This is a genomic window from Sphingobacterium sp. 40-24, assembly GCF_001899705.1.
Lineage (GTDB): Bacteria > Bacteroidota > Bacteroidia > Sphingobacteriales > Sphingobacteriaceae > Sphingobacterium > Sphingobacterium multivorum.
Genome location: NZ_MKWH01000009.1, coordinates 315,992 through 332,523, shown reverse-complemented (window position 1 = coordinate 332,523; position 16,532 = coordinate 315,992). Strand labels below are relative to the sequence as shown.

At 40.7% G+C, this 16,532-nt stretch carries 13 protein-coding genes; 12 read left to right on the top strand and 1 reads right to left on the bottom strand.

Features of this window, described 5'->3' with window-relative positions:
- Nucleotides 1–45 precede the first annotated feature (45 nt).
- From BGP15_RS04705 to BGP15_RS04670, 8 genes are all read left to right on the top strand, one after another.
- Nucleotides 46–258: a hypothetical protein gene (locus BGP15_RS04705; protein ID WP_286768832.1), complete on the top strand. Its 213-nt coding sequence runs from the start codon at nucleotides 46–48 to the stop codon at nucleotides 256–258.
- A gap of 515 nt (nucleotides 259–773) precedes the next feature.
- A complete protein-coding gene (locus BGP15_RS04700; protein WP_286754255.1) occupies nucleotides 774–1,043 on the top strand; it encodes a 5-formyltetrahydrofolate cyclo-ligase family protein in 270 nt (89 codons plus the stop codon).
- Nucleotides 1,044–1,662: 619 nt separating this feature from the next.
- The gene (locus tag BGP15_RS04695) at nucleotides 1,663–2,847 is read left to right on the top strand and encodes a Pycsar system effector family protein (protein WP_231585238.1); all 1,185 of its coding nucleotides are present in this window, start codon (nucleotides 1,663–1,665) and stop codon (nucleotides 2,845–2,847) included.
- A 161-nt stretch (nucleotides 2,848–3,008) separates the two neighbouring features.
- Nucleotides 3,009–5,030, top strand: a complete 2,022-nt coding sequence (gene ppk1 / locus BGP15_RS04690) for a polyphosphate kinase 1 (RefSeq protein ID WP_286768831.1) — start codon at nucleotides 3,009–3,011, stop codon at nucleotides 5,028–5,030.
- A 120-nt stretch (nucleotides 5,031–5,150) separates the two neighbouring features.
- On the top strand, nucleotides 5,151–6,047 hold the full coding sequence (locus BGP15_RS04685) for a hypothetical protein (protein ID WP_286754253.1): 897 nt from the start codon (nucleotides 5,151–5,153) through the stop codon (nucleotides 6,045–6,047).
- A gap of 2 nt (nucleotides 6,048–6,049) precedes the next feature.
- Entirely contained in the window at nucleotides 6,050–8,650 is a 2,601-nt protein-coding gene (locus BGP15_RS04680) for a BamA/TamA family outer membrane protein (RefSeq protein ID WP_286768830.1), read from the top strand.
- 11 nt (nucleotides 8,651–8,661) lie between these two features.
- Nucleotides 8,662–11,025, top strand: coding sequence for a GAF domain-containing protein (locus BGP15_RS04675; RefSeq protein ID WP_286768829.1), 2,364 nt, complete (start codon nucleotides 8,662–8,664; stop codon nucleotides 11,023–11,025).
- Between the two features lie 96 nt (nucleotides 11,026–11,121).
- Nucleotides 11,122–11,733 carry a trimeric intracellular cation channel family protein gene (locus BGP15_RS04670; protein ID WP_088163355.1) on the top strand — a complete coding sequence of 204 codons (612 nt, stop codon included), beginning with the start codon at nucleotides 11,122–11,124 and terminating at the stop codon, nucleotides 11,731–11,733.
- A 122-nt stretch (nucleotides 11,734–11,855) separates the two neighbouring features.
- Here the strand turns inward: BGP15_RS04670 and def are convergent, their stop codons facing one another.
- Complete coding sequence (gene def / locus BGP15_RS04665; protein WP_286754250.1) at nucleotides 11,856–12,437, bottom strand: peptide deformylase; 582 nt, start codon at nucleotides 12,435–12,437, stop codon at nucleotides 11,856–11,858.
- Between the two features lie 264 nt (nucleotides 12,438–12,701).
- Between def and BGP15_RS04660 the strand changes: the two genes are divergently transcribed.
- The 4 genes from BGP15_RS04660 (at nucleotide 12,702) to BGP15_RS04645 (ending at nucleotide 16,530) form a co-directional block, all read left to right on the top strand.
- Nucleotides 12,702–13,481, top strand: a complete 780-nt coding sequence (locus tag BGP15_RS04660) for a hypothetical protein (protein ID WP_070562811.1) — start codon at nucleotides 12,702–12,704, stop codon at nucleotides 13,479–13,481.
- A 64-nt stretch (nucleotides 13,482–13,545) separates the two neighbouring features.
- Complete coding sequence (locus BGP15_RS04655) at nucleotides 13,546–14,718, top strand: Gfo/Idh/MocA family protein (protein ID WP_070562808.1); 1,173 nt, start codon at nucleotides 13,546–13,548, stop codon at nucleotides 14,716–14,718.
- Complete coding sequence (miaA, locus tag BGP15_RS04650; RefSeq protein WP_115046277.1) at nucleotides 14,715–15,614, top strand: tRNA (adenosine(37)-N6)-dimethylallyltransferase MiaA; 900 nt, start codon at nucleotides 14,715–14,717, stop codon at nucleotides 15,612–15,614. Before BGP15_RS04655 ends, miaA begins: the two co-directional genes overlap by 4 nt.
- Before the next feature lie 70 nt (nucleotides 15,615–15,684).
- Entirely contained in the window at nucleotides 15,685–16,530 is an 846-nt protein-coding gene (locus BGP15_RS04645; protein WP_286768828.1) for a GLPGLI family protein, read from the top strand.
- Nucleotides 16,531–16,532 lie beyond the last annotated feature (2 nt).

Here is a 16,532-nt window from a genome sequence, read left to right as displayed (position 1 = left end):
CTTTTGTTCTTATTTATTTCATTTTCACCTTAACTGCCTGTAACGGTGCGAGATTCTTTTTGTAAAACAGGTGATCGGAAGGCTGGGAAGGCCGGATCCGGCACAGAATGGGGACGGGAACCGGGACTCGATACAGGCTCCGCAGCAGAAACATGGATGGACATTGTATTGCTCGATCTGCTTAAGCTCGGGATCACTTTGGTAGCCCGCTCGGCTCAACGCTCAATCGAAGACGATGCGCATAGGCGCAGCCTATAAACGGGTGGATATTGATAAGACCGGAAAATTGTCCCATCGGAAAGATCACAGCGGAAAGACACCGCAATGCAGGATATAACAGGGGATAGGCGGATATCGGTAGGTCGGAAAAATGGCAGAACACAGGGCTCCGGAATACCTTCATTTGCAGTTATACTTTCCTGCCTGTTTACTTAGGGTTAGTTTAGGGTTTAGTTAGGTTTAGTTTAGGTATAGTATAGGTTATGGCTAAGCAAACCCTAACTTATTACTAAGCTAACGATAAACAAAAGCTAAACTAAGGAATAAAGCATCCTTAACTCTCCCTTATTTAGGGAAAGGTGGTTCCGCTTGGGGACAACGCTCCGGCTGCTGACAAAGGTCTGCGGGAACCTCCGACTGCCCTCCCAGCCTCCTTTGTACCATGGTCGGGGCTGGTTTAGCCCCTGAACGTCTTGAGTCCGTCTTGAGTCCGTGTTGAGTCCGTGTTGAGTCCGAGTCTAAGCCCGCACTCACCCCGCTGCCAACACGGGCAAATGACGCTCCGAACGCGACCATATCCCCTGGATGCCCCTAAAAAAGGCCAATACCAGACTGAACCGCAGCCGAACAACTCCGTAGCAACGCAGCAAACACGAAAACAACTCGGAAAAACATACTATCAAAGGCGCAAAAAGAATTTGGGAGCAGAGCAGCGTAGGGGAATGCCCCAATTTAACGATGGAGCGGAGCAACCCTTGTTATCTTATCTCCCTTGGTTTAAGGCAACACATAAGCTGTGTTTATTTATCAGTAATACACCGTGAATACGTGCTAAACCCGAGGTGAGTCTGCGTTGAGTCCGAGTCAGGCACGCAGTAAGCCCTGTCACGCTACTCAAAACCCGCTTGAACTGTCCTTAGAGTGGCTTTCGGAGCGGAATGAAAACTGGATAAACCCTGGATAATGACTAAAAAGCGCTATATGCCCGGAGAAACACAGCATAAAAAGGGCTAAAAAAGCATTTCGCCCTACTGATTTCCCGCATCGGCCTCAGCATAGGATCGAATCAGGATCCAGTTTAGAATCCTATTTCGAATTCTGGACGCCCTATCTTATTGTTTTTACCTATCAACGGTATTAATCTGAGACATGCTCAATGACCGCCTTAGTAAATGTTTACTCGAGTATTATAGGCTTTACCTAGGTTTCCTTGATTAGCATTAGTCTGGGTACTCTTTTAATAAAAGCTAAATATTTCATCCGATTAGCGGTCTGTTTTAAGAACAATTCATCTACTTATATAACAGTCAATTTTACAACTACTGGAATAACGCTTTTTTCAGTAAATTTGATCTAGGTTAATAAATAACAAAAAAGAAGACCTTATTTTTAAGAAATTAAAGATATTAAATACTTTTATTGCAAATAAAACCATATTGGTCCATGATAGATTATGCTCAGCTTTTAAAACAGGTAGAAGAATATGCTGAAACTTATATTACAGAAAATATTTCAGTTTGCCATTGCTTTCACAATACGATACACACACGTTCTGTTGTACGTGCCGCGGAGGAGATTTCATCGTACTATAAACTAGGAGAGGAGGATCACTTTATTGTTATTAGTGCCGCCTACTTTCATGATCTCGGCTACGTAAAATCTGACAATGCTATTGGTCATGAAAAAAGAAGTGTCGAAATTGCTTTAAATTTCCTCCAGGACAAAGGCATACCGGAAGCCATACAGGAAAAAATCAAAGGTTGTATTTTAGCAACGAGAATGCCTCAGGATCCTACAAATCTGCTGGAGCAAATTCTCTGCGACGCAGACCTATTTCATTTTGGGAATGAGGATTTCGTCAACAGAAACAAACTGATGAAAGCCGAAGCTGAAGCAGTACTAGGGAAGGAGATCGATAAAGACGTATGGCGGGCCGGCACCATCAAACTACTAATGAGCCATCATTACCATACTGAATATGCGCAACAAAAGCTTAATGCCAAAAAGGAGATGAATCTAAAAGAACTGGAGAAAAAACAGGAGAAATCTATCTCAAAAAATAAAGAAAGTAAAAAGGAAGACAAAAAGGAAAAAGAGAAAGGCAGTAAGCCAGAACGTGGGATAGAAACAATGTTCCGGATTACGTCCTCAAACAATCAGCGACTAAGCGACATGGCAGACAATAAGGCCAACATCCTCTTAACGGTCAATTCTATTATCCTTTCTGTCGTGATTGCTGTCTTATTTCGGAAACTAGATGCCAACGAGCACCTGATTATCCCAACAATTATCTTAACTACAGCCGTGGTAGCAACCATGGTCATGGCCATACTATCAACGATACCCAAAATTCCGTCGGGTAAATTCTCAAAGGAGGAAATCGAACAGAAATCAGTCAATCTTCTCTTTTTTGGAAATTTTTACAAAATGAAACTCGACGATTATAACGAGGGTATGCAGAAGGTAATGGTCGACTCGGAATTTCTATATGGCATGCTCACCAAGGATGTTTATTCGCAAGGTGTGGTATTAGGACGAAAATATAAGCTTCTACGATACGCCTATGGAATTTTTATGTTTGGACTTGTTATATCGGTTGTTTCTTTTGTCGCCGCAACCATATTTTAATGCAATACTATAAAAACAGTGAAATATTTCAGCATCATGTTTTCCAAACTTTCTTTTTTATTTAAAAAGATGCCGCCTTTAGATCAATCATTAGCTACCAATAGATAGCATCATTATTAATGTTGTTGTAAGCACGTTGCCATAACCATAAATTTATACGGATGAAGAAGAAAGATCTTTATATCAACAGAGACATCAGCTGGTTATCGTTCAATGACCGGGTACTTGACCAAGCCGCTCGTGAGGAGGTACCTTTACTGGAAAAACTACAGTTTCTCGCTATTTTCTCATCCAATCTGGATGAATTTTATCGTGTTAGAATGCCTGTACTAATGGCTTGGAAAAAAATAATGAAGCAAAATCCGGGACAGCTCATTCCGAACATCGATATTGGCACATATAAAAAAGCGTCAAAAACCATCAACAAACAACAGGAAAAATTTGGCTTAATACTAGCTGATATTATCCAAGAATTAGCAAAAGAAAATATATTCTTTATCTACAACCAAGCTATTCCAGCAGAAGTAAAAGACCTCGCAGCTCAATATTTCTTTAGTACAATTGCCTCCTACCTCCAAATTATACCAATTGATGATACTTCTTTTTTTCCGATCAACAATCAGCTCTACTTCGTCGTTACAGACGACAATACTGGAGTGGTATTCTTTCTAAATGTCCCTTCAAATCATATTGGCCGCTTTTTCACCTGTGAGATCATTGGGAATAAATATGTCGTACTCATCGATGATATTATCAAAGCATTTTTTCCTGAAGCCATAAGAAATACATCATTAAATTTCTATTCCTTTAAAATCACGAGGGATGCGGAATTAAATCTCCAAGATGAATTTGAGGGTGATATTGCCCAAAAAATTGAGACGGAAGTCAATAAACGTGATCTTGGCTATGCGACACGCTTTCTATTCCAGCCAAATCTGCCAAAACAGCTGATTGAAACATTGGCAACACTATTTGATCTGCGAAAAAGTAGCATTGTCGAAGGCGGAAACTATCACAATCTGAAAGATCTATTTTCATTTCCGATTAAAACAGCAGAACTTTCTTATCCAAAACAGCTGCAAATCAATAAGAATCAGAATTTCAGGGAATCTATCTTTGACCAAATAGACCGAGAGGATCTGTTGGTCTGCACGCCCTATGAATCGTTCGATCCCATACTACGTTTTTTTAATGAGGCCGCAATAGATCCAACCGTAGATGAGATTTACACGACCTTATACCGTATCGCCGGTGATTCGCATATTGCACAAGCGCTGGCTACCGCAGCAAAAAATGGGAAAAGAGTCAATGTATTTGTCGAATTGAAAGCGCGCTTTGATGAAGCGAATAATATACATTGGGCTCGATTAATGAAAGAACAGGGCGTCAAAATCACGTATAGCATCCCCAATTTAAAAGTACATGCCAAAATAGCGCTCGTCAAACGCAAAGAGGGTCGAGAAAGTGCTTTATTAGGCACAGGAAATCTAAATGAAAAAACGGCGAAGGTCTACACGGACTACTTCCTTATGACCTCAAATAAACTATTGACCAACGAATTAGACATGCTATTCGAGTTTTTACCAGCTCGGAGAAAACCCCATCATCCAAATGAGCTGTCTTTTAACCATCTATTAATTGCACAGTTCAATCTCAAACATACATTTTTATCCCTGATAGACAAGACCATCCAAGCAGCTAAAGACGGAGACAGCGCTACAATAAAAATTAAATTAAACAATCTGGAAGAAGAATCGTTAATCAATAAATTGTATGAGGCGAGCCGGGCAGGGGTAAAACTGCAATTATTGGTCAGAGGAATCTGTAGACTAAAACCACAAGTACCCGGATTGAGCGACAACATTGTCGTGAAACGGATTGTAGGACGATATTTAGAACATGGCAGAATATTTATTTTTCAATATCAAGCACAAACGAGCGCGTATCTGGGCTCTGCAGACTGGATGAACCGTAACATCTACCGACGTATAGAAACTTGCTTTCCATTGCTGAATCTAGCATTAGCACATCAAATACAAGAGTTATTCGATATTCAGTTTGCAGACGACACCGAAGCAACTTTACTGGATGAACACGGACAAAATCAGGCAATAGAAACACAGCAGAAAAATGTTTCTCAGCAACAAATCCTTCATTATTTGAAAGGCAACATGAGACAATAGGGCTATTCAACAAGGCAGCTCATTACAACAAGAACAGCCTAAAAGCCCAACAATATAATCATTGAACGTAAGCTCATTCAGAAACCGGATGGCTTCCTCAATTTAAAATTTAATCATATAATGATGAAAAATCCCACGATATTGACAACTATGGCATTAGGTTTAGCTTCTGTTATTTTTCTCGCCTGCAATCCGAATAATACAACCAAGGAAAACAGCAACAAACCCGCTCATGTTCAAGCTGAAAAACAGCAACAAATACCCTATACATTATCTTCGGGCATAAAGATGAGTTTGCCCGACGAATTGTTAGAAATATCCGGAATAGCTTTTCTCGCGGGACAGGATGACGATATTTATGCCATTCAAGATGAGCAGGGCTTTCTTTATAAATTTAACCAACCGACACAAAAAGTTACGTTCAACCCTTTTGGAAAAGATGGCGACTATGAGGACATCTCGATAAGCAATACACATTTCTTTATTTTAAAGAGCAATGGTAGCATCTATTCCTTTCCCATTGCCGAAAAGGACGATATAAAAAACGTGGTCGAACAGAAAAATTTACTTCCAAAAGGAGAGTATGAAGGGCTTTTTGTTGACCGCGAAAGCAACCAGGCATACGTATTATGTAAAGAATGTAAGGTCGACAGAAAACAATCGCAAACCTCGGGTTATGTCTTTTCAATTGACGAGCGTGGTCAATTTCAGCCGAAGGGAGAATTTGCCATCCAGCTTGATGAACTTCATGCATTTGATGCTAAAATCAAGAAAACGTTCAAACCCTCGGCGTTAGCTAAAAAAGCAGACAGCAAGGAATGGTATATCTTATCTTCTGTAGACAAAGCCCTTGTTGTAACCGATGAGAATTTTCATGTGAAATCACTCTCTCCATTAGACCCGAAGATTTTCCCTCAACCTGAAGGCATTAACTTTGATTCAAAATTTAATCTTTACATCAGCAGCGAAGCCGGTAATCAGGATAAAGGGATCATTTATAAATTTGAACAAAAATAGGCATGCAAAAGGTAGTACCATTCTTTCTTATTTTTCTTGCTAGTCATGCTTATTCACAACAAAAGCATACACAGTCCCCTGCACATCAGGGCAAATCCTTTGCTCAAACCGTTATCAAGGACAGTGTAAGCATCGTTACAAATGCAAAATATGGTAAAGCCAGTAAATTCAAGAAGTTCTTCCTTGGCGAAAATTACCGCAAAGAATGGGCCGCGGAAACCACCTTGCCTTTGCTTCAGCTTTCAACCTTGTACGGGGGACTGCATCCTGTCAAACAGGGAGGCGGGATGCAATCGGTTTCCCTACGACTTACGGATTCAATCGGTCGGGAATGGGCACTACGTTCGGTCAATAAAAGGACTGAATCCCTCATACCTGAAGAGCTCCATGGGACCTTTGTACAGGATGTCTTAGACGATGCCACCAGCGCCCAGCATCCCTATTCCGCACTTATGATCCCTGCTTTGGCAAATGCCGTGAACGTCCCCCATGCCCATCCCATCATCGGCGTTGTTGCACAAGACAGCATATTGGGGGAATACGCGCCGCTTTTTGAGCATACGGTGGCTTTACTAGAAGAACGCGAACCACTTGGTGATTCAGACAACAGCCCAAAAGCTGTCCGAAAACTACAGGAAGATAACGATGATAACTTTAAAGCTAAGGCATATCTGCGCGCAAGAATGCTGGATGTATTGGTAAGCGATTGGGATCGACACGAGGATCAATGGCGTTGGTATAATGAAAATCAGGATAGCACAGATCACGATAAAGACTACATTCCTATTCCCCGCGATCGGGATCAGGCGCTGCGTGTCACACAAGGTTTTCTGATGAAAGATATCTATCAGCAATTTGTCAACCCAGTCATGCAAGGTTTTACGACGGGTATTCCCAATATTCGCTATTCTTTATTTAAATCGCGTTTTTTAAATGCCCATCCGAGCAACCAGCTTTCTCACAAGGAATGGACCAAAGAGGTCAAGCAATTTGTAGCACGTCTCACAGATTCGGTATTATGGGAGTCGGTACGTAGCCTGCCACAGTCGTCCATTGCTATTCGTGGGGAACAAATTTTTAAAACACTTCAAAGCCGTCGTGATGCTCTACCCACAGCGATGGAAGAGTATTATAATTTCATCAATAACATTGTCGATATTCACCTCAGCGACAAAAACGAAAAAGTAGAAATACACAGCACGGAAAATAAAAACCTGAAAGTCAAAGTTTCGAAGATCAATAAAGATGGTAAGGTCACCAAAGCATTGATGGACAAAACCTATAAAGACCGCCTAACAAAAGAAATTCGTCTCTATTTAGGTGAGGGAAAAGACTCTGTTGTCATCGATAACGCAAATTCTCCGATTAAACTCCGAATTATTGGAGATAGCACGCCAAAGACTTATGTTATCAACGAAGGCAAATCGAAAATACAGCTTTACGAGAATACCAAAAACTCCACTTTACTGGGTGAGAAGAACAAAATAAAGCTTCATTATGCACAAGATAGTACCAACACGCAATTTGTTCCTGTAAACCTATATAACACCTGGCTTCCTCTGGTGACTGCGGGTTATAATGCTGATGACGGTTTTTCGCTCGGGCTGGGGGCTGCTTATACACATCAGCGTGGATTTAGAAAAAATCCTTTTACGTATAAGCAACAACTGACTGTAGCAACAGCCTTCCGGACCGGAGCTTATAAAATTCACTATAGAGGCGAATGGATAGCTGTTGTCGGGGATGCAGATCTTGTTGTCGATGCGCTAGCAAAAGCTCCTGACAACACGCAAAACTTCTTCGGTGTAGGTAATAACTCGCTCTTCTTAAAGGAACAGTATGGTGCAAAATATTACAGAAGCAGATTCAATATTTTCAATATCAATCCGCAGTTAAGATGGAAACCTTCATCTACGTTAAGCTTTGCCGTAGGTCCGCATATCCAATTTTACCACTTAGATCCGATTGAGAATGAAGATCGATTTATTTTAAATCCCCAAGCTTTACATTCTTACGATAGTTTATCGATTACCAAAGACAAAACTTTTGCAGGTATCAATGCATTTTTAACACAAGACTCCCGTAATCGAAAGATTAACCCAAGTAAAGGGCTATATATTGAAGCCGCTTTGAATTCCTATTTTGGACTCAATCCGTACTCAAAAAATTCAGCGCAGTTAAGTGCCGCAATAACCGGCTATTTCAGTGCATTCAATGAAGGCATTATATTCGCCAATAGAACGGGAGGGGGGATCGTTGTCGGGAACCCTACATTTTATCAATATTTATTTCTAGGTGGCCATGAAAATCTCAGAGGATTTCGCCAATATCGATTTGCGGGGCAACAGATGCTGTATAATAACCTAGAGGCCCGTGTTAAAGTACTTGATGTCAAAAGCTATGTTCTTCCAGGTGAATTCGGACTAATGACCATGTATGATATTGGAAAAGTATGGGCAAAGGGCTATAATAGTGATAAGTTTCATCAAGGTGTGGGTGGGGGTATTTATTACATCGTCGCCAATGCACTTCCTTTGCATTTTGTCATGACGAAATCCAATGAAGGCTGGTATCCCTATTTCAGCACAGGTTTCCGTTTTTAAAATTTCGATCCATGGAGATAAAGAAAGTACAACTCACAACGGCAAAAAACGCCAATACGTATACAAATGGCAGGCTAGACTTTGAACCATTTTTCAAATACCTGGAATCTTTTATTGAAAATGGCACTTCATCGGATGAAATGATTCCTTTGTTTGCGTTGGAACGCATCAAAGAAATAGAACATCTCAACGGCAAACTCTGCAAGCAGAATCTCAATGCCTATAAAGATATTCTGCAATTGATTTATAGCCTCTCCGTATCGTTGATTGACACTGCTCCAAAAAGGTACTGGGCACTCACAACAGCCCTAGCAGAAGAAGCCTTCTATGGAACCGAAGCCTTTTTCGACCTATCTAGCCATCAGCTTGTGGAGCAAGAAATGCAAGGGAAGATGCGTGCCGGAAGCCTTCTTACGAATCAAGAAAAGCTTTTTTATACCCTCATCTTCGATAGACTCTATGGCTTTTCTCCCAATGAAAACAGCAGCATTGTGTATCATCACCTCAATGATCAGGGGGAGATTATCGATTATTACGATTTAGACATCGATTTTAAATTTGTTGAGATCAAAGCAAAAAAGACATTGCCGGCACTTGATATAGGTCGTTTATCGGAAAACCCCAGTGATTCCATTTTTGACTGGAATACCGTTATCAATACCGTTAAACTGGAAGATTTTGAGTTATCGGGCTTTAGCATGGTGACCTTAAGAAAGACCAGTACGGAATATACCTTACGGCGAATCCAGTCCATCCTCCTGGATTTGCCTACATACAATTACCACCTCTTTTTAGCTGATTTAGAAAAGATAATCACACCGCTATTAAAGGGGCCTGATACGGTATTTAGTCTATTTCCGCTGTTCCAATTAAATGGGGTACCATTTTTCGATTATTCAATCACCAATAAAAGCATCTTGTTTGCTGAAGCGTATACCGCCAATAAAACCTTTAAGATCAATCCTGAAATCGCGGGCTACCTAAAGCATCCGCATGTGATATTTTATACAAGTAATGCGACGAATGGTATCCGGAATACCACGTCCATTTTCGACGAGCGGATTAGCTTGTCGGGGGTAACGACCTATTTGTGTATTCCGCTCATTCATAATCATTCTCTTTCAGGCATATTGGAAATATACAGCCGTGAACAAGATCAGCTCGACAGTGAAACCATGCAAGCCTTAGGTTCTCTGGTTCCGCTTTTATCACAACTAGCTCAAGATATCACCCTGGAATTTAAAAAACGTATCGACGATATCATCATTAACCGGTTTACGACAATACAGCCTTCGGTTCAGTGGAAATTTAACCATATCGCGGCCCAGTACATTCAGGAACTGGAAAACGATAGTCAGGATGCCCATATTAAAGCGGTTGTATTTGAAGAAGTCTATCCGCTCTATGGTGCTGTCGATGTCAAAGACTCTACGATCATACGAAACGCCTCTATTCTCAAAGACTTTAGCTTCAAGGTCAAACAGCTCGCCATGCTTATTGATGAGCTCTCGTTAGACGGAAAGCACAAATTGATTATGACTTTTTCAGCACGGGTCGATCAAATTACAGAATCTCTTGACCATATCTCTTTTGATGAATCGATGGTCAAGATCATTGAGTTCTTCAGAAAAGATGTGCAGCCATTTTTAGAAGAAGCCAGAAAGCAATTCCCATCAAAAATAGCGGTGATTGAGCATTATGCGAAGCATTTTTTCACCAATCGGGACACCGGGGAGTTTTATCGGAATGAGTTTGAAACTTCTCTACGTCAGATCAATCAATTGATCAGTAGAGAACTGGATCATTTCAATAGCTTCATCCAGGGAAATTATCCGTCTTATTTTCAAAAGTTCAGGACAGACGGTATTGAATATGACATTTATATCGGCGAATCCATTACGCCCCAACAATCGTTCAGCTACGAATTCATCAATGTATTTAGGCGTCAGCAAATTGTTTCGATGGCCAGAATTGCGCTGAAAGCATACCATGCGAAAGATACGCTGCCACTGGCTTTAGAAACAACACAACTGATTTTCATCAACCCACATAGCATTGATATCAGCTTCCGGGAAGATGAAAGGAGGTTTGATGTCGAGGGATCGCTCAATATCCGTTATGAAATCATCAAAAAGAGGATAGACAAAATTCGGATAAAGCGAACCAAAGAACGACTTACCCAGGTCAATAAAATTGCTATTGTCTATTTATCGGATGAAATCCTGGAGGATCTCATGCTAAGTATACAGGCAATTTATGACATGGGCATTATTGAGCATACCATCGAACATTTAAAATTGGAAGATGTACAAGGAATTGCGGGGTTGAAAGCAATTCGCCTTTCGGTGAATTTAAACTATCAAGATTTCTCCTAAATTTGTCCAATAAAGGGAAGTTTATCCCCGTTGATATAGGCTAAATGGGACAATGTCAGATGGAGGATTTAACATATTGATTTAAAAAGGATTACCATGATTACTGATGCCAATTATTTTTATCTAAGCGATTTGCTTGGCACTTTATTTTTTGCAATATCGGGTACCCTGTCGGCAAAACGTAAAGATATTGATATTTTTGGGGCAGCCTTTTTAGGGTTTGTGACAGCCATTGGCGGTGGGTCGATGCGGGATGTATTTTTGAATCTACGCCCAGTATGGGTCAATGATAGCAATTATCTCATCGCTATTTTCCTCGGAATTTTAATTGCCATTGTCTTCAACAAACAGTTGTATGGTTATTATCGCACGCTGACACTTTTTGATGCCATCGGAATTAGCTTTTTTACCATCCTTGGGGTACAAAAATCACTCAACTACGAAAGCAATACCTATGCTGCCATTATCTTTGGAATGTTCACCGCGGTATGTGGGGGGATGACACGCGATGTGTTACTCAACGAAACCCCACTAATCTTTAAAAAAGAAGTATATGCTACGGCCTGTTTAGGTGGAGGGCTCACATATATCTTGCTGGTGCACCTTGATCTCGACCTCTCCTGGGCGGCATTTATTGGGGCTGCTGTTGTCTTTTTAATACGAATGACAGCCGTTAAATATCGTTTGTATTTACCCCGCTTGGATTGAGGAAAGTCCCTCTTAGCACGTAAACTTTCTAGAACACGTCACACTGGATGACCGAATCCATATTAAAAATGGATTAAAAGACGGACTAGAAGGAAGCGACAAAGAAAAAGCGTTAGTATGAACTAACGCTTTTTCTTTTGCTGTGGGAATTTCATTTTATAACCAACACGAATATTTCCTTTCGCGATAGCATCCAATCGACCTTTTAGCATCGTCTTCTTCAAGGCACTCAATTTGTCGGTAAATAGTTTACCTTCAATATGATCATATTCGTGCTGTACCACTCGGGCAGCCAAACCTGTTAAGTCTACTTCATGCTCTTCAAAGTTCTCATCTAAGTAATTGATGCGAATATTCCGGTGACGCAATACGTCCTCATTAATATCTGGGATACTTAGACATCCTTCACCGAAAGCCCATTTTTCACCAGACTCCTCAACCATGATGGGATTGATGAAAACTTTTTTGAACGATTGGAGCATTTCTTTGTTTTCTTCATCATCTTCTGCGAAAGGAGTTGCATCGATAACGAACATACGTATAGGCAAACCTACCTGTGGAGCTGCCAAGCCAACACCATGCGCTGCATACATGGTATCGAACATATCATCAATCAATTTCTTTAAATCTGGATAGTCTTCATCTATTTCTTCAGCGACCTTTCTTAATACAGGATCGCCATACGCCACTATCGGAAGTTTCATATGTATTATAATTATTTATAAGTGCCGATACTCATTTCTACCTGAGCTCGTTACACGCTGTTTGCTTTTAAAGTCACTTGGCGCCTGTTGTAATTTTAGCACGTTTTTATTTTAGATCATGTCAGGCTAATTGCTCATCCTGAGTCATTGTACTTTTTTAACAAGGATACGCTGTCGCTCCATTATATTCTTGGGTACAAAGGTACGGATAATTATTAAAAGTGAATATTTCGTCAAAACTTCCATAAAAGTTACTTTTGTTTTATGGATCCTTCGTTTATAAATTTGTCGACACAGTTCAAGCTTAGGCTAGAGCAAGCTCTTGAAGTTTCATTAGCGCTTTGTCATGTTGATGGATTTATACAAATATCATCTCCGGAATTAACAATTAACATTTTACTATACCCTCACGAGAAATCCGTGAGACGTGATACTTCCGATCCTTGTATTCATATCGATGAAGACCAATTAATAACAAAGTTTGATTTGATCGTCAGGCGCATTGTTTCTAGAACAAAAAATGACAAACGCATTTACGCCCGTAATACTGTCGTTGCCCGGATCGACAAAAGAACGAGTTTACAGTTCCTCGTGGAACATCATTTACAAACCGCTCTTCCCGGCAAGTATCGTTATGGCCTTTATGAACAGGGAGAGCTTGTTGCGGTCGCGGTATTCTCTGGAGGGCGCCGAATGTTGGATAAAGATGAAGATTATCGCTCATTTGAACTATTACGCTTTTGTAATAAAACAGGTATTAATGTCATAGGGGGCCTTAGCAAATTAATTAAAGCCTTTTGTAGCGATTTCTCGCCAGGAGACATTATGACTTTCACCGACCGTGATTGGAGCCAACATTCTTCGCTCGAAAAAATTGGGTTTGTTGCGAAGGAAATAACTGCACCTATCAACTTTTGGATAGCAGAGACAAAAAGATATGTTTATCGCAATACAGAAGAGCTAAAGGTATTAATGGAACAATATCCGAATGGCTTTCCAAAGGAAAATATGGGCAGCATCAAGATGATTTTATATGTAAAATAAGCTAAATTGTGTATATTGTACACTGTAAGGGTTTGAAAAATAAATAATCAAAAATAATAACGTTATGAAGAGAAAACTTCGCATGGGTATGGTCGGAGGCGGAAACGATGCCTTTATTGGCGCTGTACACCGTATTGCTGCTTTTATGGATGGCAAGATTGAACTGGTTTGTGGTGCATTTAGTATTGATCCACAGATTTCAAAACAATCTGGAGAAGACTTATTTGTAGCTCCTGAGCGTGTCTATCTAAACTATGAAGAGATGATCGAAAAAGAATCTTTGCTTCCTGAAGGCGAGCGTATGGATTTTGTAACGATCGTAACCCCCAATTTTCTACACTTTGCTCCAGCTAAATTAGCGCTAGAAAAAGGGTTTGATGTTGTTGTTGAAAAACCAATGACAGTATCTGTTGAAGAAGCAAAAGAATTACAGGAAACAGTAGAGCGCACAGGCCGCACACTGTGTCTTACGCATACGTATTCCGGCTACCCGATGGTTAAACAAGCCAAAGCGATGGTCAAAGAAGGCCACTTCGGTAAGATCAGAAAGATTGTGGTTGAGTATCCACAGGGTTGGTTAAGCCGACTAACAGAACGCGAAGGTAATGCCGGGGCCGCTTGGCGTGCAGATCCGAAACGCTCAGGTAAATCGTTGGTTATGGGTGATATCGGTACCCATGCTGCGCATTTAGCGGAATATGTATCGGGGTTAAAAATCCAAGAACTATGTGCAGACCTCACAACATTTGTTGAAGGTCGTCTATTGGATGACGATGGCTCGGTGCTTTTGCGTTTCGAAAATGGTGCTAAAGGTGTATTAATGGCTTCGCAAATTTCAGCCGGAGAAGAAAATGCCGTTCGTATCCGTATCTACGGTGAAAAAGGTGGATTGGAATGGGCAAATGAGGATCCGAACAATTTAATCATCAAGATGCTTGATCAGCCTCGTCAGCTTTATCGCACAGGAAATGCTTACGCAGCGCCTTATACGTTGAGTTCTTTTGCAACACATAATACCCGCGTACCAGCAGGTCACCCAGAGGGCTTATTGGAATCATTTGCGAATATCTACCGTAATTTTGCGGCAACAGTTACGGCAAAACGTGAAGGACAAATTCCGACAGCTGAACAACAAGATTTTCCAACAGTTTACGATGGCGTAAGAGGCATGGCTTTTATCGATACTGTCGTAAAAAATAACGAAGGAACAGAAAAATGGACTAAATTTGTTCTGTGATAGACAGATTAAAATATACACTTTCTCTTTTGGAACAGCAAACCGTTCCGAAAGAGAAAGTTATCGTTATCTTAGGACCTACAGCTTCAGGAAAGACGAAACTAGCCGTTCAACTGGCGCAACGCATCGATGCTGAAATCATCAGTGGAGATTCCCGCCAAATCTATAAAAGAATGGACATCGGTACGGGAAAAGATTTATCGGAATATCAAGATATTCCCTATCATCTTATCGACACACATGAACCGGGAGAACGCTATCATCTCGGAAACTTTATCGCTGACTTCCATCAAGCCCGACAATCCATTCTAGAAAGGGGAAAACATACTATCCTTTGTGGTGGTACAGGCTTATATATCCAAAGTGTAATTCAACAAAATCCATATGCGCTGATCCCATCGATCGAAGGCCTCAAGGAGTCATTACTTCCCCTCCCAGAGACAGAGTTGTTAAAACGCCTTCAGGAATATACACTACCCGCGAATTTCCAAATCGATCTTTCGACCAAAAAACGTATCATCCGCGCAATAGAAATATTAGCATTTTTAGATACTCACCCCGATCACATCGCTCAGCAACAAACGGTAGATAGCATCGTTATCGGATTAAATCCGTCAGTGGAAATCCGACGCGAACACATTAGCCAAAGATTAAAACAACGATTAAATGATGGCTTATTAGCAGAAGTGGCAAAACTCCTGACCGAAGGGATTACACACGATCAGCTTCAATACTATGGCCTGGAGTATAAATATGCGTCATTCCATCTCCTTGGACAGCTCGATTACCCGGCCTTTACCAAAAAATTGGAGACAGAAATACATCGCTATGCCAAAAGGCAAATGACTTACTTCCGAAAAATGGAAAAAGACGGTATAATTATCCATTGGGTTTAAAAAAAAATAACAATTGTTCTCTATCATAAAAAAAATTTCATATTTTTAAAAGAACCTTATAACAATTGTGATGAGAACATTATCGCTTATTTTTGCACTGCTTGTCTGTGCCCTATTTTCATTGAAAGCACAAGAAAAAGTTATCGCCGAAGTTCATTATCAATTTAAACATAACAACGATACGACCAAAAATGCGGTACAGCTAACGGATGAAACAGTCACCTATCTCGGTAAAGAAAGTAGTCTCTATAGAACCTACTCAGATATTCTCGTCAAACAACAGTTAGATGCCAAAACTTCAGCTCAAGATTTTGACGGCAATTTAACGTTAAAAATGCCTGCCAGTCCCCCGGTTCTGGATGGATACATTATTTATCCTTCTTTAAAAAAGACCATTCATATAGCGGGAATATCGTCTCCGGCAGATGCTTATTCATGCGAAGCTCCCTACGAAAGCCAGGACTGGGAAATAACAGATGAAACTAAAACTATCGGTGGATACCTTTGTCAAAAGGCCACATGTCGATTTAAAGGAAGGGATTACACGGCTTGGTTTACGACAGAACTGCCATTTTCTTTTGGACCATGGAAGCTACATGGACTACCGGGCCTTATTCTTTCGGTACAAGATTCCAAAAACGACGTCAGCTGGGAATATGCCGGCTTTCAAAAACAACCTTCGGACCAATCACTTCGAATTGAGCCTTCAAAAAGTGTTATACCCGCAAAAAAAGAGGAAATTCAAAGACTAAAAACGGCATTTAAAGAGAATCCCAGCGCCTATTATGAAACACTTGGGGCAACTGGTCGCGCAAACCCTTTTCAGATCGATTATTCTAAAGTCCAAATCAGCTTCGATGTTCAAGGTCAAGCCCCTTCAACACAAACAAACAATCCTATCGAATTAGCGCCATAGTT